Origin of the sequence: Plantactinospora sp. WMMC1484, from assembly GCF_049315195.1 — a bacterium.
GTDB lineage: Bacteria > Actinomycetota > Actinomycetes > Mycobacteriales > Micromonosporaceae > Plantactinospora.
This window is the reverse complement of sequence record NZ_CP186055.1, coordinates 2291680-2313337: the sequence shown is the minus strand read 5'-3', so window position 1 is coordinate 2313337 and position 21658 is coordinate 2291680. Positions and strand designations below refer to the sequence as shown.

Genomic DNA, 21658 nt, shown 5'->3' with positions numbered 1-21658 from the left:
GAGGTGACGGCGTGAATCGGACCGAGATCAAGCTGGCCGACGGGCGCGAGCTGATCTACTTCGACGAGCACCCGGACGCGGTGCGGGACGAGCCGGACCGGCGCGACCTGCCGCCGCCACCACCCGCCTCGCAACTCCGGTACGACCCGCTGGTCGACGAGTGGGTGGCGGTCGCCGCACACCGGCAGGGCCGGATCTTCCTACCCCCCAGCGACCAGTGCCCGCTCTGCCCGTCCACTCCGGAGCGTTCGAGCGAGATCCCGGCGTACGACTACGACGTGGTGGTCTTCGAGAACCGTTTCCCGTCGTTCAGCGACCGTCCCGGCGACCCGCCCGGCGAGATCACCCCGTACACGCCGGTGCGGCCGGGGACGGGGCGGTGCGAGGTGGTCTGCTTCACCGCCGACCATTCCGCGTCGTTCGGCACCCTGCCGCCGGAACGGGTACGCACCGTGGTCGACGCGCTCGCCGACCGGACGGTAGCGCTCGGCGGACTACCCGGGGTGGAGCAGGTCTTCTGCTTCGAGAACCGGGGCGTGGAGATCGGGGTGACCCTGCACCACCCGCACGGGCAGATCTACGCGTACCCGTTCCTGCCGCCGCGTACCCGGGCGATGCTGGCCGCCGCCCGGCGGCACGCGGAACGCACCGGCGGTCGCAACCTCTACGCCGACGTCCTCGCCGCCGAACGCGCCGCCGGGGAGCGGGTGGTGCTGGCCAACGACCACTGGACCGCGTACGTGCCGGCCGCCGCCCGCTGGCCGTTCGAGGTGCACCTCGCGCCGCACCGGCCGGTGCCGGACATCCCGGCCCTGACCGACGCCGAGCGGGACGCCTTCGGTCCGATCTACCTGGATCTGCTACGCCGGCTCGACCGGCTCTTCGACCGGCCGCTGCCGTACATCTCGGCCTGGCACCAGGCACCGGTGCGGGTCGACCGGGAGCTCGGGCACCTGCACCTGCAGGTGTTCAGCATCCGGCGTGCGGCGGACAAGCTCAAGTACCTGGCCGGCTCGGAGTCGGCGATGGGGGTCTTCATCAACGACATCGCGCCGGAGCGGGCCGCCCAACTGATCCGCGACGCCGGCTGAACTCGCCGCGTTCCGGTAACTGGCCTGAGCCCGCCCGGACCGGAGTGAGCCCGGCAGCGGAGTGAGCCCGAGTCGCTCTGGGAGGTCGCGTACAACCCGGGCTGGCAGGTCGCCGAGGACGGCCGGGTGACCCTCGGCCCGGTCGACGAGTAGGCGTCACCGTCGACGTTCGGTGCCACGCTGGAGACGCCCGCCGGCTCCGTCGATCGACCGCCCTCGGCCCTGCCGTTTCGGAGACGAGGGCGCGGGGGGCCCGGGACAGGGCCCCCCGCAGGGAAGGGACGGCCGGCTGTGCGCAACAGCCGGGAAGACCGTCCGTCCGGTACGGGCCTCTCGCGGCGACCTCAGACCGGGCCGGTCTTCCTGAACGCGACTGGCATCACGTCCACCTCGTTCAACGAGTCGCCACCATCGCCAGTAACGGCACAAAGCGGTGGATGTTGACGACTTGTTGCTGTGGGAGCGACAACAAGTCGTCAACATCCATCCGGAACGGTGCGATCAGGCGGCGAGCCGGCGGGCCAGGTTGCTGTCCAGGGCGGCCATGAACTCGTCGGTGGTGAGCCACGGGGCGTCGCGGGAGATGAGCAGCGCCAGATCCTTGGTCATCTGGCCACCCTCGACGGTCTGCACGCAGACCTGCTCCAGGGTCTCGGCGAACCGGGTCACCTCCGGGGTACCGTCCAGCTTGCCCCGATGCGCCAGGCCGCGCGTCCAGGCGAAGATCGACGCGATCGGGTTGGTGGAGGTCTTCTCGCCCTTCTGCCACTGCCGGTAGTGCCGGGTGACCGTGCCGTGCGCCGCCTCGGCCTCGACCGTACGGCCGTCCGGGGTCATCAGCACCGAGGTCATCAGGCCCAGCGAGCCGAAGCCCTGCGCCACGGTGTCGGACTGCACGTCACCGTCGTAGTTCTTGCAGGCCCAGACGAAGCCGCCCTCCCACTTCAGCGCGGCGGCGACCATGTCGTCGATCAGCCGGTGCTCGTAGGTGATCCCGGCGGCGTCGAACTCCGATTTGAACTCGGCCTCGAAGACCTCGGCGAAGAGGTCCTTGAACCGGCCGTCGTACGCCTTGAGGATGGTGTTCTTCGTGGACAGGTAGACCGGGTAGCCGCGGTCCAGGCCGTACCGGAAGGACGCCCGGGCGAAGTCGCGGATCGAGTCGTCGAAGTTGTACATCCCCATCGTGACGCCGCCACCGGGGAAGTTCGCCACCTCCATCTCGACCGGGGCGCCGCCGTCGGCCGGGGTGTAGGTGATGGTGACCGTGCCGGGCCCGGGCACCACGAAGTCGGTGGCCTTGTACTGGTCGCCGTGGGCGTGCCGGCCGATGATGATCGGCTTGGTCCAGCCCGGCACCAGCCGGGGCACGTTGGACATGATGATCGGCTCGCGGAAGACCACGCCGCCGAGGATGTTCCGGATGGTGCCGTTCGGCGAGCGCCACATCTTCTTGAGGCCGAACTCCTCGACCCGGGCCTCGTCAGGGGTGATGGTGGCGCACTTCACGCCGACGCCGTGCTGCTTGATCGCGTTGGCGGCGTCGACCGTCACCTGGTCGTCGGTCTCGTCGCGGTACTGGATCGACAGGTCGTAGTAGTGCAGGTCGACGTCGAGGTACGGCAGGATCAACTGCTCGCGGATCTGCTTCCAGATAATCCGGGTCATCTCGTCGCCGTCGAGTTCTACCACCGGATTCGTAACCTTGATCTTCGCCATCGGGCGACGCTCCTCTCCGGGACATCTGCGCTAGCAGTACGAGCGTACTGGAGAGCGCGGAGCGCCCGTACACTGCCTGCCATGCTCAGCCGTCGGGTGGGTCCGGTCGCCGCCCGCGCCTCGCGGGAGCGACTCCTCGCCCAGCTCGCCGCCCGGCCCGACGGCGTCCTCGGCACCCCGCACCCGAGTACACCTTTCGTTCCGCTGTAATACCTCTTCAGGTCGATTGTCGGAGGAGCTGGGCTTCGCCCCGGTTGACGATCATCGATCGCATGACTGCTCCGTACCCGTTCAACCGCCGGCGTTTCGTCTCGGCGGCCGGTGCCGCGACCGCCGGCCTGGTGGTCGGGCCGATGCTCCTCCGCGCCGACGGCGCGGAGGCGCACATCCCGTCCACGGCCGGCGGCCCGCTTCCCGCCGGCCTCTTCACCCTCGGCGTCGCCTCCGGCGACCCGATGCCCGACGGCGTCGTGCTCTGGACCCGGCTCGCGCCGCAGCCACTGCTCGGCGGCGGCATGCCGGACCGGCCGGTGCCGGTGCACTGGGAGGTCGCCGAGGACGACCGCTTCCGCCGAATCCACCGCCGGGGCGTCGCGCTGGCCTCGCCCCACCTCGCCCATTCGGTGCACGTCGAGCTCGCCGGGCTGCGAGCCGACACCGAGTACCACTACCGGTTCCGGGTCGGCCAGGAGATCTCCCCGGTGGGCCGGACCCGGACCGCGCCGGCCGCGCACGCCCGGCCCCGGCGGCTGCGCTTCGCTTTCGCGAGCTGCCAGGACTACCAGGCCGAGGCGTACACCGCGCACCAGCACCTGGCCCAGGAGGACCTGGCGTTCGTGGCGTTCCTCGGCGACTACCTCTACGAGAACCGGCCGAACCCGGCGGCGTACCGGACGCATCAGGGCACCGACGAGCCGTACTCGCTGACCGACTATCGCAACCAGCACGCCCAGTACAAGACCGACCCCGATCTCCAGCGGGCGCACGCGGCGTTCCCCTGGATCGTCACCCTCGACGACCACGAGCTGGACAACAACTGGGCCGACGAGATCCCGCAGGACCCCGAACTGCAGAGCCCGGAGGCGTTCCGGGCCCGACGGAAGGCTGCCTTCCAGGCATACTACGAGCACATGCCGCTGCGCCGGTCGGCACTGCCGCGCGGGATCGACATGCGGCTCTACCGGCGGCTTCGCTTCGGCGACCTGGCCAGCGTGCACGTGCTGGACACCCGGCAGTACCGCAGCGACCAGCCGGCCACCCTGGCCGAGGCGCAGAACCCGGAGCTGTCGATGACCGGGCCGGAGCAGGAGCGCTGGCTGGTGCACGGGATGCGCTCGTCGGGCAGCCGGTGGAACCTGCTCGCCAACCAGGTGATGTGGGCCTCCAACGACCGCCAGGCCGGCCCGGGGCAGACCTTCGACCTGGACAACTGGGACGGCTACCGGGTGCAGCGGCGCCGGCTGCTGGAATACTTCGGCTCCGGCCAGGTGGCCAACCCGGTCGTGCTGACCGGGGACCGGCACTGCACCTGGGTCTGCGACCTGAAGCCGGACTTCGACGACCCCGCCTCCCCGGTCGTCGGTGCCGAGATCACCGGCACCTCCATCACCTCCGGCGGCAACTCCGACCGCGCGGCGTTCCACCGCAGCTACGACCCGATCATGGCCGAGAGCCCGCACTGGAAGTACATCGACAACCAGCGCGGCTACGTCGTCTGCGACGTGACCCCGGAGCGGATGCTCAGCTCGCTGCGCCTGGTCGACACCGTCCTGGCGCCCACCGCCACGGTACGCACCGCCGCCGAGTTCGTGGTGCTCGCCGGCCGCCCCGGCATCTCCGTCGTCAGCCAGGAACCACAAGCCTGAAGTGCAAGGAAGGGCCCCCGCTACAACAGAAAACGATAAGCGGGGGCCCTTCCTTGCACCTGTCACATGTCGGCGACGTCGGCCTGCTTGGCGCGGACGGCCTCGGCGGCCGCCTTCAGGCTGGCGATCTCGTCGTCGTCGAGCGGCGTCTCCACGACCCGGCGTACGCCCTCCCGGCCGATCTCGGCCTCGACGCCCAGGTAGACCCCGGAGATGCCGTACTCACCGTCGACCCAGGCGCAGACCGGCATCACCTCGCCGGAGTCGGTCGCCACGGCCCGGGCCATCCGGGCGGCGGCCGCCGACGGGGCGTAGTACGCCGAACCCGTCTTGAGCAGCGCCACCACCTCGGCCCCGCCGTTGCGGGTCCGCACCACCAGCTCCTCGATCTGCTCCGCCGGCATCACGTCGCGCAGCGGCTTGCCGTCGACGGTGCTCCGGGACGGCACCGGCACCATCGTGTCGCCGTGCGAGCCGAGGGTGAGGGTTCGCACCGAGCCGACCTTCACGCCGAGCGCCTCGGCGACGAAGTTGGTGAACCGGGCGGTGTCCAGCATGCCGGCCTGGCCGAGTACCCGGTTGCGCGGGAACTGGGTGGCGATCTGGGCCAGTGCGGTCATCTCGTCCAGCGGGTTGGAGACGACGATGACCACGGCGTTCGGGGCGTACTTGGCGACGTTCTCGGCGACCTGGCGGACGATCCGGGCGTTGGTCTCCAACAGGTCCATCCGGCTCATCCCCGGCTTGCGGGGCAGGCCGGCGGTGATCACCACGACGTCGGAGCCCTCGATCTGCTCGTAGCCCTCGCCGTTCTTGCCGGTCGTCACGCCGACGACCCTGGTCTCGAAGCCCTCGACCGGCCGCGACTGGTTGAGGTCCAGCGCGATGCCCTCGGGCTTCCCCTCGATGATGTCGGTGATCACGACCGTGTCGAAGACGTCGTACTCCGCCAGGCGCTGCGCGGTCGTCGAGCCGTAGAAGCCGGCACCGACTACGGTGACCTTTTTGCCCATGGTCGTCCCACTCCCTGATACCCGTCTGGTTATTTCCGGACGGTATCAGCCAGGAGTGTGCGGTTCTGGCCAGGGGCGGAATTGGCCGGCACCGGCTCACACCCGGGCGGCCCGCATCGCCGGCCCGGGTCAGCTCTCTCCGGCCGGCTCCAGGTCGGCCTCGGCGCGCTCCACGACGTTGCTGAGCAGCATGGCCCGGGTCATCGGGCCCACCCCGCCCGGCATCGGCACCAGCTTGCCGGCCACCTCGGCGACCTCGGGCTCGACGTCGCCGGTGTAGCGGCCCTTGCCGTCTGCGCCGATCACCCGGGTGATTCCGACGTCGACCACCACCGCACCCGGCCGAACCATGTCGGCGGTGAGCAGTCCGGGCACGCCGGCGGCCACGATCACGATGTCGGCGGACCTGGTGTGCGCGGCCAGGTCCAGGGTGCCGGTGTGGCAGAGCGTCACTGTGGCGTTCTCGCTGCGCCGGGTCAGCAGCAGCCCGAGCGGTCGGCCGACCGTGTTGCCCCGGCCGACCACGGCCACCTCGGCGCCACGCAGCGGCACGTCGTGCCGGCGCAGCAGCTCGACGATGCCGCGCGGGGTGCAGGGCAGCGGGCCGGGATAGCCGAGGACGAGCCGGCCGAGGTTGACCGGGTGCAACCCGTCGGCGTCCTTCTCCGGGTCGATCATCTCCAGCACACGCTGGGTGTCCAGCTGGATCGGGAGCGGGAGCTGCACGATGTAGCCGTGGCAGGCCGGATCGGTGTTCAGTTCCGCGATGGTGGCGTCGACCTGTGCCTGGGTGGCGTCGGCCGGCAACTGGCGGCGGATCGAGGCGATGCCGACCTCGGCACAGTCCCGGTGCTTGCCGTTGACGTACGCCTGGGAACCGGGGTCGTCGCCGACCAGCACCGTGCCGAGACCTGGTACGACGCCCCGATCGGCCAGCGCCTTCACCCGGTCGCGCAGTTCGTCCTTGATGATTGCCGCGGTCGCTTTGCCGTCGAGAAGGGTGGCCGTCACAGGCAGATCGTCTCACGCGGTACGGCCAGCCGACCCGGCACCCGGTCGGTCGGTGCCGGGATCGGCTACTCGGCCCAGCGGCGGTCGTCCGCGCGACTGGCACCGCCCCATGACTATGTGTAACCGTGTCGTTAGTCACGGTGAGTTAGGGCCTTGTGGAGTTGTCCACATTCTGGACCAGCCGACAGGGGCGAAACGGGATTAATCTTCAAGGCAACAGACCTCGGCAACAGATCGGTATGGCGCCAGCTATAGGGGGATTAGTGCTAGATGACCGATTCTGCGGATACGTCGAGCCGGACTCTCTTTAGCAGCTCGTGCCGAATATGCGCAAGCCCTGAGAGCCTGCCGAGTTACTGACCCGTAACCATCCAGTTTGGCCATGGCTCCTGCCGCGACCTACCTTTACCGAGCGTTGCACAGCGTTACCCCAGTGTCGGGACGACTGCTCAGCGTAAAGGAGACGAGGAGGCTTCATGCAGGTTCGTAGGCTCGCTGCCTGGACCGCCCTCCCCCTTGCCGCGACCCTCGGCCTCGCGGCCTGTGGCGGCGGCGATTCGGGGGAGAGCGACCCGAATGCCACGGTTTCGATCCAGATCTCGGAACCGCAGCACCTGATTTCCACAAACACCAACGACTCGAGCGGCAACCAGGTGCTCTCGGCCCTGTTCACCCCCCTGGTGGACTACGACGCCGAGAACAAGCCGTACGAGGTCGCGGCCGAGTCGGTGACGTCGACCGACAACCTGACCTGGACGATCAAGCTCAAGGACGGCTACACCTTCCACGACGGCGAGAAGGTGACCGCCGACAACTACATCAACGCCTGGAACTACGGCGCCTACGCACCGAACGGCCAGGGCAACAGCTACTTCTTCGAGAAGATTGCCGGCTACGACGACCTCCAGTCGAAGGACCCGGACGGCGAAGAGGGCCCACAGAAGGCTCCGGAGCCGAAAGCCACCACCATGAGCGGGCTGGAGAAGGTCGACGACCTGACCTTCACGGTGACGCTGGCCAAGCCGTACGCCGAGTTCAAGACCGTCCTCGGCTACACCGCGTTCTACCCCCTGCCGGACGCCGCGTTCTCGTCCCCCGGTGTGATCAAGGACGGCTACGAGGACGCCCCGATCGGCAACGGCCCCTTCAAGATGAAGGGCACCTGGCTGCACGACGCCAAGGTCGAGGTCGAGCGCTACGACGCGTACCCGGGTGAGAAGCCGAAGATCGCCGGCGCCGAGTTCCGGATCTACCAGCAGCTCACCGCCGCGTACGCGGACGTGCTCTCGGACAACCTCGACGTGGACGTGACGGTGCCGACCGAGAACCTGAGCACCGCGCCGACCGACCTGGGCGACCGGTTCCAGCAGAGCCAGAACTCGTCCTTCCAGTTCGTGGCCTTCCCCACGTTCCAGGAGGAGTTCAGCAAGCCGGAGGTGCGCAAGGCGATCTCCATGGCGATCGACCGGGACGAGATCGCAAAGTCGATCTTCAAGGAGTCGCAGATCTCCGCCCGCTCGTTCGTCTCGCCGGTCGTCGCCGGCTACCAGGAGGACACCTGCGGCGAGGCCTGCGAGTTCAGCCCGGCCAAGGCGAAGGAGCTCTACCAGGCCGCCGGTGGCCCCGCCGAGCTGAAGATCACCTACAACGGTGACGGCGGGCACAAGGACTGGGTCGACGCCACCTGCAACCAGCTCAAGGCCAACCTGGGCGTGGAGTGCGTCGGCACCGCCGAGCCGAAGTTCTCGGACCTGCTGACCAAGGTCGAGCAGAAGCAGCCGGTCGGCCTGATCCGGCTGGGCTGGCTGATGGACTACCCGTCCATGGAGAACTACCTCGGCCCGCTGTACACCACAAACGGTTCGTCGAACTACTACGGCTACAGCAACCCGGAGTTCGACCGGCTGGTCGCGGAGGGCACCGCCGCGGCGACCCCGGACGAGGCGATCCAGAAGTACCAGCAGGCCGAGCAGATCCTGGCCCAGGACATGCCGGTCATCCCGCTCCGGTTCGGCCAGAACGTCTACGCGCACTCGACCAGGGTCACCAACGTCGAGGTCGACCTCTTCCAGGTCGTCGACCTGACCAAGATCGAGGTCGTCAGCTGAGCTGAGCGCAGGGCCGGTCCGGGTCACCCGTCCAGCGGGTGGCCCGGACCGTTCCACTGGACCGCTTCCACAGGGGAGCAAGCCACGGGGGAGTAAGCAAGGATGTTCCGCTACATCGTGCGGCGCCTGCTTCAGATGGTCCTGGCCTTCTTCGGGACCACACTGATCGTCTACGCGCTGATGTTCGCCGGACAGGGTGACCCGATCCAGGCGCTCGCGGGCGAGCGCCCGGTCAGCGCCGCGCAGCGGGCGTACCTGACCGAGAAGTTCCACCTCGACCAGACCGGGATCGGCGGGTTCTTCTACCGCTACTTCGACTACGTCGGCAACCTGCTCCGGGGCGACCTCGGCGACTCCCTGACCGGCCGGAAGATCAGCGACATGCTGGCACAGGCCTGGCCGGTCACCGCCAAACTCGCGATCATCGGGCTGCTGGTGGCGATCCTGGTCGGGGTCACCGCCGGGGTCGTCGCCGGGCTGCGCCGGGGCGGCATCTTCGACAACGCCACCCTGGTGCTGACCCTGCTGGTGCTCGGCGTCCCCACCATCGTGCTGGCGCCGCTCGCCCAGTACTTCCTCGGCGTCAAGCTGCCGCTCTTCCCGCCGACCGCCGGTGCCGAGCCGAGCCTCTACGCCCTGCTGTTGCCCGGCATCGTGCTCGGCTCCCTGTCGTTGGCCACGGCGCTACGGCTGACCCGCACGTCGGTGGCGGAGAACATGCGCTCGGACTACGTACGGACCGCGCGGGCCAAGGGCCTGCCGACCCGGCGCCTGGTCAGCGTGCACGTGCTGCGGAACTCCCTGATCCCCGTGATCACCTTTCTCGGCGTCGAACTCGGCAACCTGATGAGCGGCGCGATCATCACCGAGGGCGTCTTCAACATTCCGGGCGTCGGGTTCAACCTCTTCCGCGGCATCAAGACCGAGGACGGTCCGCTGGTGGTGGGCCTGGTCAGCGTGCTGGTCGTGGTCTACCTGGTGTCCAACCTCGTGGTCGACGTCCTCTACGCCGTCCTCGACCCCCGCATCCGGTACGAGTGAGGGACGTAGCGCAATGAGTGATCTGCACACCGTCACCACGGCCGAGGCGGCCGGCAGCGGGACCGGATCGGGCGACCCGGCCACCCGGCCACGCAGCCTGGCCGGTGACGCCTGGCGCGACCTGCGCCGCAACCCGATCTTCTGGATCTCGCTGTTCCTGGTCGTGGCCGTCACCGCGATGGCCGCCTTCCCCGGGTTGTTCACCGCGAACGACCCGCAGGACTGCACGCTGTCCCGGCAGCACGCCGGACCCGGCGGCGGGGCCCCGTTCGGGTACGACTTCCAGGGCTGCGACATCTACGCCCGAGCCGTCTTCGGTGCCCGCGCCTCCCTGCTGGTCGGCGCCCTCTCCGCGCTGCTGACCGGGCTGATCGCGATCACCGTCGGCATGCTCGCCGGCTACTTCGGCCGGTGGATCGACGCGGCACTCTCCCGGGTGATCGACATCGTCCTCGGCATCCCGCTGCTGCTGGCCGCGATCGTCCTGCTGAAGCGGATCGGCAGCGACAGCCCGAACGTCCGGATCATCGCGGTGATCCTCGTCCTCGCCGTCCTCGGCTGGACCACCGCCGCCCGGGTGATCCGCTCCTCGGTGATCAGCGCCAAGCAGCAGGACTACGTGGCGGCGGCCCGGATGCTCGGCGCCAACAACGGCCGCATCATGTGGCGACACATCCTGCCCAACTCGCTGGCGCCGGTGATCGTGGTGCTGACCATCGCGCTCGGCTCCTTCATCGCCGCCGAGGCGACGCTCTCCTTCCTCGGCATCGGCCTGAAGGCCCCGACCATCTCCTGGGGCATCGACATCGACGCCGGGCGGACCCACATGCGGGAGTCGGCGCTGCCGCTGGTGGTGCCCTCGACCTTCCTGGCGCTGACCGTACTGGCCTTCATCATGCTCGGCGACGCGATCCGCGACGCCTTCGACCCGAAGCTGCGGTGATCACATGTCGGTTTACCTGAACGAACGAAGCGGGCAGGGCGGACCGCAGGGTGCCGGCGCCACCGACGGCGGGCACCTGCTGGAGGTACGCGACCTCTTCGTCGAGTTCCACACCCGGGACGGCGTGGCCAAGGTGATCAACGGCGTCTCGTACCACCTGGACGCCGGGGAGACCCTGGCGGTGCTGGGTGAGTCGGGCTCCGGCAAGTCGGTGACCGCCCAGGCGATCATGGGGATCCTGGACATGCCACCGGCGGTGATCCCGTCCGGGCAGATCCGATACCGCGGCACCGACCTGCTCTCGCTGCCCGAGGAGGAGCGTCGGAAGGTACGCGGCAAGCAGATCTCGATGATCTTCCAGGACGCGCTCTCCGCACTGAACCCGGTCTTCCCGGTTGGCTGGCAGATCGGCGAGATGCTGCGGCTGCGCGAGGGACTCTCCCGGGCCCGGGCCAGGCGCCGGGCCATCGAGCTGATGGAACTGGTCAAGATCCCCGGCGCCCGGCAGCGGGTCGGGGACTATCCGCACCAGTTCTCCGGCGGGATGCGGCAGCGGGTCATGATCGCGATGTCGCTGGCGCTGGACCCGAAGGTGCTGATCGCCGACGAGCCGACCACCGCGCTGGATGTGACGGTGCAGGCCCAGATCATGGACCTCCTCGGCGAACTGCGCCGGGACCTGAACATGGCGATGATCCTGATCACCCACGATCTCGGGGTCGTCGCCGACGTGGCCGACCGGATCGCCGTGATGTACGCCGGCCGGATCGTCGAGCACGCCGACGTGCACTCGCTCTACGAGGCGCCGGCACACCCGTACACCAGGGGGTTGCTGGAGTCGATTCCCCGGCTCGACCTCAAGGGCCAGCGGCTGACCACCATCCGGGGCCTGCCGCCCAACCTGATGCGCATCCCGAGCGGATGCCCCTTCCACCCGCGCTGCCCGTACGCCCGGCAGGAGTGCGTCGACGTCGTGCCGGCCGCCCGGTCGCTCGGCAACGGCCGGACCAGCGCCTGCCACTTCGCCCAGGAGGTCCTCGATGGCACGCTCTGAGGAGCAGCGGACGACGACACCGACCAGGTCGCGCGGTGAGACCGTGCTGCGGGTCGAGAACGTCGTCAAGCACTTCCCCATCACCCAGGGCATCGTCTTCAAGCGTCAGATCGGCGCGGTGAAGGCGGTCGACGGGGTCAGCTTCGAACTGGGCCGGGGCGAGACCCTCGGCATCGTCGGCGAGTCGGGCTGCGGCAAGTCGACCCTGGCCAAGCTGCTGATGCGGCTGGAGACGCCGACCTCGGGCCGGGCGATGCTGGAGGGCCGGGACATGTTCAAGCTCTCCGGCGGGGAGTTGCGCCGGATGCGCCGGAACGTGCAGATGGTCATGCAGGACCCGTACACCTCGTTGAACCCCCGGATGACGGTCGGCGACATCATCGGCGAGCCGTTCGACATCCACCCGGACGCGGCGCCGCGCGGCTCCCGGCGGCACCGCGTCCAGGAACTGCTGGACCTGGTCGGACTGAACCCCGAGCACGTCAACCGGTATCCGCACCAGTTCTCCGGCGGGCAGCGGCAGCGGATCGGCATCGCCCGGGCGCTCGCCCTGAAGCCGGAGATCATCGTCTGTGACGAGCCGGTCTCGGCACTGGACGTGTCGATCCAGGCCCAGGTGATCAACCTGCTGGAGAGCCTCCAGGACGAGCTGGACCTCTCCTACATCTTCATCGCACACGACCTGTCGGTGGTGCGGCACATCGCCGACCGGGTCGCGGTGATGTACCTGGGCAAGATCGTGGAGATCGGCACCGAGGACGAGATCTACGAGCGGCCGACACACCCCTACACCCAGGCGCTGCTCTCGGCGGTGCCGGTGCCGGACCCGAAGGCCCGGGCGCACCGCGAGGTCATCCGGCTCGACGGCGACGTGCCGTCGCCGGCCGACCCGCCCTCGGGGTGCCGGTTCCGGACCCGGTGCTGGAAGGCGCAGGAGATCTGCGCCACCCAGGAGCCGCAGCTCGTCCTCCGGGCCGTCGAGCCGCACCCGTCGGCCTGCCACTTCGCCGAGCTGAGGTAGCAGGTAGCAGGCAGGCGGATCCGGGAGACCGACCGGGCGGCAGACCGCCCGGTACGGATAGACGCCGCGCGCGAGGCAGGACCGAGCGTACGGCGGGGGTGGAGAGCCCGGGAACCACACAATGGCTCCCGGGCTCTCGTCTACATGGTGCGAAGAGTGCTCGTGTGCATGGTGCGAACAGTGCTCGTGTGCATGGTGCGAAGAGTGCTCGTGACGCTGGCCCTGGTCGCCTCGACGGTCCCGCTGGTGGGCTGCACCGGGGACGGCCGGGGCACCGCCGGAGCGACCCCGACGGCATCGGCGCCGGTGGAGAGGGCGGAGGGACCGCCCGAGGTGCAGGGTGTCGCGAACGCCGGAAACTCCCTCTGGGGCCTGCTCTTCCCGCGCGGCGGCCCGGAGCTGCGGGCCGGCCGGGACGAGAAGATCGTTTGGCGGATGACCGGCTCCGGCTCGTTCCACATCCGGGCCACCGGTCCGGACGGCGCCACCGTCGAGCCGGTCTGGGGACCCACCGCGCACGGCGGCAGCTCCTGGAGCAGGCCGGGTGACGAGTGGGGCACCGGCTGGAACTTTCCCACCGCCGGCTGCTGGACCGTGCGGGCCAGCCGGTCCGGCGGTGCCACCGGCACCGTGGTGTTGCGGGTCGGCTGACCGGCGCCCCCGGTCAGGGACCGGCGGCACCCCGGACAGGGGACCGGCGGCCCGACAGGAATCAGTGGAAGAAGTGCCGGGTACCGGTGAAGTACATGGTGATCCCGGCCGCCGTGGCCGCCGCCACGACCTCCTCGTCGCGCAGCGAGCCGCCGGGCTGGACAACCGCCCGGACCCCGGCGCCGACCAGCACCTGGAGCCCGTCCGGGAACGGGAAGAACGCGTCCGACGCGGCGACCGCGCCCTGGGCCCGGTCCGCACCGGCCCGCGAGACGGCGAGCTGTGCCGAGTCGACCCGGTTGACCTGCCCCATCCCCACCCCGACCGTCGCACCGTCGGCGGCGAGCACGATCGCGTTGCTCTTCACCGCCCGGACCGCACGCCAGGCGAAGGCGAGGTCGGCCAGGGTCGCCGCGTCGGCCGGCTCGCCGGTGGCCAGCCGCCACGCGGCCGGGTCGTCGCCCGGCGCGTCCACCCGGTCGGCCATCTGCACCAGTACGCCCCCGCTGACCGGGCGCCACTCCGCCGGGTACGGCGCCCAGGCCGGCGCCCGCAGCAGCCGGATGTTCTTCTTGCCGGAGAGCACGTCGACCGCGCCCGGCTCGAAGTCGGGTGCCACGACCACCTCGGTGAAGACCTCCGCCACCTGCTCGGCCATGGCGACCGAGACCGGCCGGTTGACCGCGATCACCCCACCGAACGCGGAGACCGGATCGCAGGCGTGCGCCTTGCGGTGCGCGTCGGCCACGTCGACCCCGACGGCGATGCCGCACGGGTTGGTGTGTTTGATGATCGCTACCGCCGGCCGGTCGACGAAGTCGTTCGCCGCCCGCCAGGCCGCGTCCGCGTCGACGTAGTTGTTGTAGGACATCTCCTTGCCGTGCAACTGCACCGCCTGGGCCAGCCCGGGCGGGGAGGCCGGATCGACGTAGAGCACCGCCGCCTGGTGCGGGTTCTCGCCGTACCGCAGCGGGGTGGGTGCGGTCAGCACCTGACCCGCAAAGGCCGGCCACTCCTGCTCCTCCGGCCCGGTCCGGACCGCGAACCAGTTCGCCACCGCGACGTCGTACTCGGCGATGTCGGCGAAGGCGCGGGCCGCGAGCTGCCGGCGCTGCGCGGCGGTGAAACCGCCGTCGGCCAGAGCCGCCAACACCGACGGGTACGCCGACACCGACGTCACCACCGCCACCGAGGCGTGGTTCTTGGCGGCCGCCCGGACCATTGCCGGCCCACCGATGTCGATCTGCTCGACGCAGCCGTCGAAGTCCGCGCCGGAGGCGACCGTCTCGGCGAAGGGGTAGAGGTTGGAGACCAACAGGTCGAACGGGGCGATGCCGAGCTCGTCGAGCTGCGCCGCGTGCCGATCGAGCCGCAGGTCGGCCAGGAGCCCGGCGTGCACCTTCGGATGCAGCGTCTTGACCCGGCCGTCCAGCACCTCGGGGAACCCGGTCACCGTGTCGACCGGGATGACCGGCATCCCGGCCGCCTCGATGGTCGCCGCGGTGCTTCCGGTCGAGACGATCTCGACACCGGCGGCGTGCAGGGCCCTGGCGAGCTCGACCAGCCCGCTCTTGTCGTAGACGCTGACCAGCGCACGCCTGACCGGCCGCCGGCCGTCCGCGCCGGAACGTGAGTCGCTCACTCCGATCGTGACCTTTCTTCCAGTGATCGTCCAGCCCTCCCGGAGCAGCCGGCCGACCTGAGTGACGAGCTGACGTCGCTCGGCCACCTTGATCCGCTCGGTGAGGGTCTCCTCGTCGTCGTCGTCCAGCACCGGCACGGCCACCTGGGCGACGATCGGTCCGGTGTCCACACCGGCGTCGACGAAGAACAGTGTGGCCCCGGCAAGCTTGACTCCGTAGCGGAGGGCGTCGCGCGGGCCGTGCATGCCGGGAAACGCGGGCAGCAGCGAGTTGTGGGTGTTGACGTACCGGTCGCCGAAGGCCGCCAGGAAGTGCCCGCCGACCAGCTTGAGAAAGCCGGCCGAGACGACCAGGTCCGGTCGGTGCTCCGCGACGTGCGCGGTGAGCGCGCGATCCCACTCCTCGCGGGTCGGGTGGTCCCGGACCCGGTCGACGAAGGTGGGCACCCCGGCAGCGGCGGCCCGGTCGAGTCCGGCGATGCCGTCCCGGTCCGCGCCGACAGCCACCACCCGGGCCCCGTACGCCGGGTCCGCGGCGGCGTCGAGCAGGGCCTGGAGGTTGCTTCCGGAGCCGGAGACGAGGACGACGATGCGGGCTGCCGCCGCGGGCTCAGTCACCCCAGCACCCTATCGGGCAGGTCAGGTCGACTACCGGGCGGCTGTCGTGCAGGTCAGGCTGACTTCCCGGCGGAGCAGGCGATCCGGTTTGGCCGGGGAGACGGCTCGCCCGCGGGAGAGGGGCGCCGGTCACGATCGGCATGTCGGGCGCAGGGCGGACCACCAAAGTGGCGCTGATTAGGTACGCTGCCGGACGCTCGGGGCACCGCTGTACCCCGGCAAGTAGACGCGGCTAACGTCTAACCCGTAGGACCTGTCGAAGGAGTCTTGTCATGCAGCCCGGCTACCCAGGCCAGGACCCGTACGGGCAGCAGCCGTCGGATCCGAACACACCGCAACCGCAGGATCCGTACGCCCAGCCGCAGCAGCCCACCTCGGGCCAGCCCTACGGTCAGCCGCCGACCTCGGGCCAGCCCTACGGTCAGCCGCCGACCTCGGGCCAGCCCTACGGTCAGCCACCCACCTCGGGCCAGCCCTACGGTCAGCCGCAGTACCAGGATGCGCAGCAGCCGTACCAGGATCCGTACGGCCAGCAGCCGATGCCGGGCCAGCCCTACGGCGCGGCTCCCGGTTACCAGACCGGGGGGTACGCCCCGGCCGGCGGGCAGAACAACACGCTCGGACTGATCGCGATGATCGTCGGCATCATCTCGATCCCGGCGGCGTGCTGCGCCGCGCTCGGCATCGTCGCCGGCATCGCCGCCATCGTGCTCGGCTACCTCGGCCGGGGCAAGGCCAGCCGGGGCGAGGCCAGCAACGGGGGCCAGGCCACGGCCGGTCTGATCTGCGGCGCGGTCGGCCTGGTCCTCGGGGTGGCCAATGCGATCCTCGCGGTCGTGCTGAACGTCAACGGGTTCTCCTACACCCCGTGACCGTTTCCGGCGGGCGCAGCGCCGCCCGGAGACGGTGACAGCCGCAGTGGGGCGCTCCGGATGTTCCGGGGCGCCCCAAGCGCTTTCCCAGCCTGCCGAACCCGCCCGGCAAACCCGCCCGCCCAACACGCCCGGCGAACTAAGCCCCGACCGCTCTCAGACGCGGCCGATCGCGCGGGTTGCGACGGCGCCGATCAGGGTGCCGACCAGCACGACGACGGTTCCCCCGGCAGCCACCTGCCAGTAGGCCGGCCCCACCTCGGCGAGCCGGCCGCCGCCGAGCGGCCCCCCGGAGAGGAACGCCGCGAGCCCCAACACCGCCCCGGCGACCGGTCCGCCGACCGCGGCCGCGCCGATCAGCGGGGCCCAGCCGGGCGGGGCCGCGTTCCGCTCGATCGCGGAGCGCATCCTGCGCCGGGCGAGCAGCCATCCCGCGGCCATGCCGGCCAGCACCGGAACGGCGAGCACGGCGCCACCGACCCCGCCGAGCGGCCCCTGTGGCAGCCCGGCCAGCAGCGGTACGGCCGGCAACGCCCCGATGGAGACCTCGGAGGTACGGACCGCGGTGTCGGTGCCGACGGCGAATCCTGGCCCGAGGAGATAGCTGGCGGCCCAGACCGCCGCGTTCGGTGCGTAGCCGAGGCTGACCAGGGTGATGCCGGCCTGGCCGAGCAGACCGGTGCGATAGGCCCCGATCATGTCGGCCGCCTCCCCACCGCCGGTCGCCACCGCCAAGCCGGCGGCTCCGGCCCCCGCCCCGAGCAACAGCAGGGCCGCGACGACCCCGGTACGCAGCCCGTCCCGGAGCACCAGCGGGGTACGCCGGGCCACGATCACCAGTAGGCCGCTGGCGCGCAGCGCCCCGAACAGCGCGGCGACGGTACCGAAGGCGGTCAGCGTCCACCCGGCCCGCAGCGGTGCGGCGCTCGGGCCACCGCCGCCCAGCAGCAGCGCGGCCAGTGCACCGAGTGTGCCGTACCCGATGCCGACCGCGCCCGCGACGGCGAGTGCCCGTCCCGCCGTCGGCCGTTCCCGGACCCGGGCCGCCCGACTGACGTGCACACCGGCCCGGTTCAGCCGCCAGGCCGCGAGCATGGCGAGGGCGAGCGGCGGCAGGCCGAACGGCCCGGCGTCGGTCTGCAGCGGCACGCCGTGCCCGAGCAACCAGCCGGCCAGCCCCAGGCGCGCCGCGCCGGCGAGGTCGCCGCCGTCGGCGAGCCGGGCCGCTCCGAGAACGGCGGCGACCGGTAGGTAGCAGATCAGGGCCGCCCAGCCGGCGGCCACCGCCGCCGCCACCGCCAGCGGAGCCCGGCCGGGACCTCCCGTCCCGCCCCGGCGCTGCCGGGGCACCCGGCGGGGGCGGTGGCCAGCACCACGACGGTCGAGCCCGGCCTGTTCCTCCGGCGGAGCTTTTCCGCCCAGCCCGTTGCGACGCCGTTCCGCGCGCTCCGCCGGCTCCGCACGTCGACCGGCCGGATCGCTCCGCGGCTCCGCACGCCGACCAGCGGGATCGGCCTCCGCCGGCTCCGCACGCCGTCCGGCCGGCGCGGTGGGGTCGGTCTCCGGCCGCTCCGGCCGGCCCGACCGGTCAGGAACGGTGGGTGGTGGCATCAGCGCCTACTCTGGCACAACAGCGGGTCCGCACGTCTACGACACCACCACACGGCCGGCCGGAGCCGGCGCCACCACACGGCCGGCCGGAGCCGGCGCGACATCCGCGAGTCGGTGCGACAAGGGCGGCCGGAGCCGGCGGACATCCTCAGCCGGCCCCGGTCTCCCCGATCGGTCAGTTGCCCGACATCAGCCCGCGCATCAGCCGGGCGGTCTCGCTCGGCGTCTTGCCGACCTTCACCCCCGCCGCCTCCAGGGCGGCCTTCTTGGCGTCGGCGGTGCCGGCCGAGCCGGAGATGATCGCACCGGCGTGTCCCATGGTCTTGCCAGGCGGGGCGGTGAACCCGGCGATGTAGCCGACCACCGGCTTGGTGACGTTGGACTTGATGAACTCGGCCGCCCGCTCCTCGGCGTCACCGCCGATCTCGCCGATCATCACGATGGCGTCGGTCTCCGGGTCGGCCTGGAACGCGGCGAGCGCGTCGATGTGGGTGGTCCCGATGATCGGGTCGCCGCCGATGCCGACGCAGGTGGAGAAGCCGATGTCACGCAGCTCGTACATCATCTGGTAGGTCAGGGTGCCGCTCTTGCTGACCAGGCCGATCCGGCCCGCACCGCTGATGTCGGCCGGGATGATGCCGGCGTTGGAGGCGCCCGGCGAGGCGATACCGGGGCAGTTCGGGCCGATGATCCGGGTCCGCTCCCCCTGCGCGAGATTGTGTGCCCAGAACGCGGCGGTGTCGTGCACCGGCACGCCCTCGGTGATCACCACCGCGAGCGGGATGCCGGCGTCAATCGCCTCGACCACGGCCGCCCGGGTGAACTGCGGCGGCACGAAGATGACCGTCGTGTCGGCGCCGGTGGCCGCCATCGCCTCGGCGACGTTCGTGAAGACCGGCAGCTCGACCCCGTCGTTGAGGCCGTCAAAGCCGACCTTCTGGCCCGCCTTGCGCGGGTTGACCCCGCCGACCACGTTGGTCCCGGCCGCCAGCATCCGCCGGGTGTGCTTCATGCCCTCGGAACCGGTCATCCCCTGTACGACGACCTTCGATTCCTTCGTCAGCCAGATTGCCATCTCAGACCCCCGCAGCCGCGAGCTCGGCGGCCCGCTGGGCCGCACCGTCCATAGTGTCCACCCGCTGCACCAGCGGGTTGGCGGCGCCGTCGAGGATTGCCCGCCCCGCCTCGGCGTTGTTGCCGTCGAGCCGCACCACGAGCGGCTTTTCGACCGTCTCGCCACGCTCGGCCAGCAGGGCGAGGGCCTGGATGATGCCGTTGGCGACCTCGTCACAGGCGGTGATACCGCCGAAGACGTTGACGAAGACGCTGCGCACCGACGGGTCGGAGAGCACGATCTCGAGTCCGTTCGCCATCACCGCGGCGCTCGCGCCGCCGCCGATGTCGAGGAAGTTCGCCGGCTTGACGCCGCCGTGCGACTCGCCCGCGTACGCCACCACGTCGAGGGTGGACATGACCAGGCCGGCGCCGTTGCCGATGATGCCGACCTCGCCGTCGAGCTTGACGTAGTTGAGGTCCTTCTCCTTGGCCCGCTGCTCCAGCGGGTCCACCGACGCCTGATCCACCAGCGCCTCGTGGTCGGGGTGCCGGAAGGCGGCGTTCTCGTCGAGCGAGACCTTGGCGTCCAGGCAGAGCACCGTGCCGTCGGTCGTCCGGGCCAGCGGGTTCACCTCGACCAGGGTGGCGTCCTCGGCCACGAATGCCTGCCACAGTCGTACGGCGATCGGCACCACCTGGTCGGTCAGCTCGGCGGGAAAGCCGGCCGCCTCGACGATCTCGCGCGCCTTGGCCTCGTCGACGCCGGCGTTCGCGTCGATTGCCACCTTGGCGACCCGCTCCGGCGTCTCGGCCGCGACCTGTTCGATGTCCATGCCGCCGGCAACGCTGGCGATGCAGAGGAAGGTGCGGTTCGCCCGGTCGAGCAGGTAGGAGAAGTAGTATTCCTCGGCGATGTCCGCGGTCACGGTCAGCATGACCTTGTCGACCGTGTGGCCCTTGATGTCCATGCCGAGGATGTCGGTGGCCCGGGCCACCGCCTCGTCCGCCCCCTCGGCCAGCTTGACGCCGCCCGCCTTGCCCCGGCCACCGACCTTCACCTGGGCCTTGACGACCACCCGGCCGCCGAGGCGCTCGGCGATCGCGCGGGCCTCCTCGGGATTCGTCGCTACGCCGCCGGCCAGCACGGGCAACCCGTGCCGCTCGAACAGCTCACGCCCCTGGTATTCGTACAGGTCCACGATTGCGCGTCCCGTCCCGTCTCCGCGGCGCGCCGTCGCACCGCCGCCAGCGTGTGAATGAGTGTGGCCCGACGTACGCAAAACAGGCCATCGCCGCAGCCTAGCGAGGCGACCACGGCCGGCATCCACGTGGGTGCTCGGTGTGCGGTAACGCACAACCGCCGGACGTGCCCCCACCCCGCCGCCGGAGGCACCCTTCGCCGCCGCCGGACGGGCTCGTGCACGGCGGGCGCGGAAACTCGCAGTCGGTGGGCCCGGAAAAGATTCCCCGCGCGGCGTAACCCGGCGTAAGGGACGTCGTTGAGTCTGATGTCGGAGTGCTGGGGGAAGCGCAACGACGGATACGGCCGATGCCCTGTCGGTCGAGGGGTGGCGGCGGGGCATCGTGCATAGAGAGGCCGGACGTGTGAGGGGTGCGTCCGGCCTCTCCCCCATCCCGCGCCGACCTGCTCGCCGGCTCTCCGTCCTTCGAGGGGAGACGCCGCAGCCGACCGGAAAGGCGTGGGCCGGGTCGATGGGCCGGGCGCCGGGGTCGACGGGCCGGCGTCGGGACCGGTTGCGGCGTTCAGCCGACGACGGGCTGACCCACGTTGGCCCGGACCCACTCCACGATCGAGCCGGTGGTGGCGCCCGGGCCGAAGATCCTTGCCACGCCGATCCGCTCCAGTTCCGGGATGTCCGCCTCCGGAATGATCCCGCCGCCGAAGACGACCAGGTCTGCCGCGTCCCGCTCGGTGAGCAGTTCCAGCACCCGGCGGAAGAGCGTCATGTGCGCCCCGGAGAGCACCGAGAGGCCGATCGCGTCGGCGTCCTCCTGGATCGCCGTCTCCACTATCTGCTCCGGCGTCTGGTGCAGGCCGGTGTAGATGACCTCCATGCCGGCGTCCCGCAGGGCACGGGCGACCACCTTCGCGCCCCGGTCGTGCCCGTCCAGGCCGGGCTTGGCGACGACGACCCGGATCCGAGAACTCATCAGCGCAACACCTCTCCAGGACACCGACCAGACCCACCTTAACGAACGGTAACCCAGTCGCCGGCCCCCGGGAAGCCATCCGGCGACCCCCGGTCAGCGACTCCGGGATCACCCCGAGTCGAGCCGATCCGATGACAGCGCGCCGTCAGCAAGGTAACTGAGCGTCAATA

Annotated in this window: 18 protein-coding genes; 10 read left to right on the top strand and 8 right to left on the bottom strand. The window is 70.7% G+C overall.

The annotated features are described in order from the left end of the window. Positions 1 to 11: 11 nt before the first annotated feature. On the top strand, positions 12 to 1091 hold the full coding sequence (gene galT / locus ACN28C_RS10235; RefSeq protein WP_422773261.1) for a galactose-1-phosphate uridylyltransferase: 1080 nt from the start codon (positions 12 to 14) through the stop codon (positions 1089 to 1091). A 501-nt stretch (positions 1092 to 1592) separates the two neighbouring features. On the opposite strand, the gene ACN28C_RS10230 is transcribed toward galT, so the two are convergent. Next, positions 1593 to 2810 (bottom strand): NADP-dependent isocitrate dehydrogenase, encoded by a 1218-nt coding sequence (locus ACN28C_RS10230; RefSeq protein ID WP_422773260.1) that lies wholly within the window; start codon positions 2808 to 2810, stop codon positions 1593 to 1595. Between the two features lie 81 nt (positions 2811 to 2891). Here ACN28C_RS10230 and ACN28C_RS10225 point away from each other — a divergent pair, with 81 nt between their 5' ends. Continuing rightward, positions 2892 to 3020 carry a hypothetical protein gene (locus ACN28C_RS10225; RefSeq protein ID WP_422773259.1) on the top strand — a complete coding sequence of 43 codons (129 nt, stop codon included), beginning with the start codon at positions 2892 to 2894 and terminating at the stop codon, positions 3018 to 3020. A gap of 62 nt (positions 3021 to 3082) precedes the next feature. After that, complete coding sequence (locus tag ACN28C_RS10220) at positions 3083 to 4675, top strand: alkaline phosphatase D family protein (RefSeq protein WP_422773258.1); 1593 nt, start codon at positions 3083 to 3085, stop codon at positions 4673 to 4675. A gap of 62 nt (positions 4676 to 4737) precedes the next feature. Here the strand turns inward: ACN28C_RS10220 and mdh are convergent, their stop codons facing one another. Continuing rightward, positions 4738 to 5688 (bottom strand): malate dehydrogenase, encoded by a 951-nt coding sequence (mdh, locus tag ACN28C_RS10215; RefSeq protein WP_422773257.1) that lies wholly within the window; start codon positions 5686 to 5688, stop codon positions 4738 to 4740. Positions 5689 to 5817: 129 nt separating this feature from the next. Beyond that, on the bottom strand, positions 5818 to 6699 hold the full coding sequence (locus ACN28C_RS10210; RefSeq protein WP_422773256.1) for a bifunctional methylenetetrahydrofolate dehydrogenase/methenyltetrahydrofolate cyclohydrolase: 882 nt from the start codon (positions 6697 to 6699) through the stop codon (positions 5818 to 5820). Positions 6700 to 7175: 476 nt separating this feature from the next. On the opposite strand from ACN28C_RS10210, the gene ACN28C_RS10205 reads away from it, so the two are divergent. The 6 genes from ACN28C_RS10205 (at position 7176) to ACN28C_RS10180 (ending at position 13517) form a co-directional block, all read left to right on the top strand. Continuing rightward, positions 7176 to 8807 (top strand): peptide ABC transporter substrate-binding protein, encoded by a 1632-nt coding sequence (locus tag ACN28C_RS10205; protein WP_422773255.1) that lies wholly within the window; start codon positions 7176 to 7178, stop codon positions 8805 to 8807. 102 nt (positions 8808 to 8909) lie between these two features. Beyond that, a complete protein-coding gene (locus tag ACN28C_RS10200) occupies positions 8910 to 9848 on the top strand; it encodes an ABC transporter permease (protein ID WP_422773254.1) in 939 nt (312 codons plus the stop codon). 13 nt (positions 9849 to 9861) lie between these two features. Beyond that, complete coding sequence (locus ACN28C_RS10195; RefSeq protein WP_422773253.1) at positions 9862 to 10791, top strand: ABC transporter permease; 930 nt, start codon at positions 9862 to 9864, stop codon at positions 10789 to 10791. A gap of 4 nt (positions 10792 to 10795) precedes the next feature. Beyond that, on the top strand, positions 10796 to 11845 hold the full coding sequence (locus ACN28C_RS10190; protein ID WP_422773252.1) for an ABC transporter ATP-binding protein: 1050 nt from the start codon (positions 10796 to 10798) through the stop codon (positions 11843 to 11845). Further along, positions 11832 to 12866, top strand: a complete 1035-nt coding sequence (locus ACN28C_RS10185) for an ABC transporter ATP-binding protein (RefSeq protein WP_422773251.1) — start codon at positions 11832 to 11834, stop codon at positions 12864 to 12866. The genes ACN28C_RS10190 and ACN28C_RS10185 overlap by 14 nt, the downstream gene beginning before the upstream one ends. A gap of 204 nt (positions 12867 to 13070) precedes the next feature. Continuing rightward, positions 13071 to 13517, top strand: a complete 447-nt coding sequence (locus ACN28C_RS10180; RefSeq protein ID WP_422773250.1) for a hypothetical protein — start codon at positions 13071 to 13073, stop codon at positions 13515 to 13517. A 61-nt stretch (positions 13518 to 13578) separates the two neighbouring features. Here the strand turns inward: ACN28C_RS10180 and purH are convergent, their stop codons facing one another. Beyond that, positions 13579 to 15777, bottom strand: a complete 2199-nt coding sequence (gene purH / locus ACN28C_RS10175; RefSeq protein WP_422773249.1) for a bifunctional phosphoribosylaminoimidazolecarboxamide formyltransferase/IMP cyclohydrolase — start codon at positions 15775 to 15777, stop codon at positions 13579 to 13581. A 272-nt stretch (positions 15778 to 16049) separates the two neighbouring features. Between purH and ACN28C_RS10170 the strand changes: the two genes are divergently transcribed. Further along, entirely contained in the window at positions 16050 to 16649 is a 600-nt protein-coding gene (locus tag ACN28C_RS10170) for a hypothetical protein (protein WP_422773248.1), read from the top strand. 156 nt (positions 16650 to 16805) lie between these two features. On the opposite strand, the gene ACN28C_RS10165 is transcribed toward ACN28C_RS10170, so the two are convergent. From ACN28C_RS10165 to ACN28C_RS10150, 4 genes are all read right to left on the bottom strand, one after another. Continuing rightward, positions 16806 to 18260, bottom strand: a complete 1455-nt coding sequence (locus ACN28C_RS10165; RefSeq protein WP_422773247.1) for a DUF6350 family protein — start codon at positions 18258 to 18260, stop codon at positions 16806 to 16808. Between the two features lie 175 nt (positions 18261 to 18435). Further along, a complete protein-coding gene (sucD, locus tag ACN28C_RS10160) occupies positions 18436 to 19335 on the bottom strand; it encodes a succinate--CoA ligase subunit alpha (RefSeq protein WP_422773246.1) in 900 nt (299 codons plus the stop codon). A 1-nt stretch (position 19336) separates the two neighbouring features. Continuing rightward, entirely contained in the window at positions 19337 to 20515 is a 1179-nt protein-coding gene (sucC, locus tag ACN28C_RS10155) for an ADP-forming succinate--CoA ligase subunit beta (RefSeq protein WP_422773245.1), read from the bottom strand. Positions 20516 to 21080: 565 nt separating this feature from the next. Then, a complete protein-coding gene (locus ACN28C_RS10150) occupies positions 21081 to 21488 on the bottom strand; it encodes a cobalamin B12-binding domain-containing protein (protein WP_422773244.1) in 408 nt (135 codons plus the stop codon). Between the last annotated feature and the right edge of the window lie 170 nt (positions 21489 to 21658).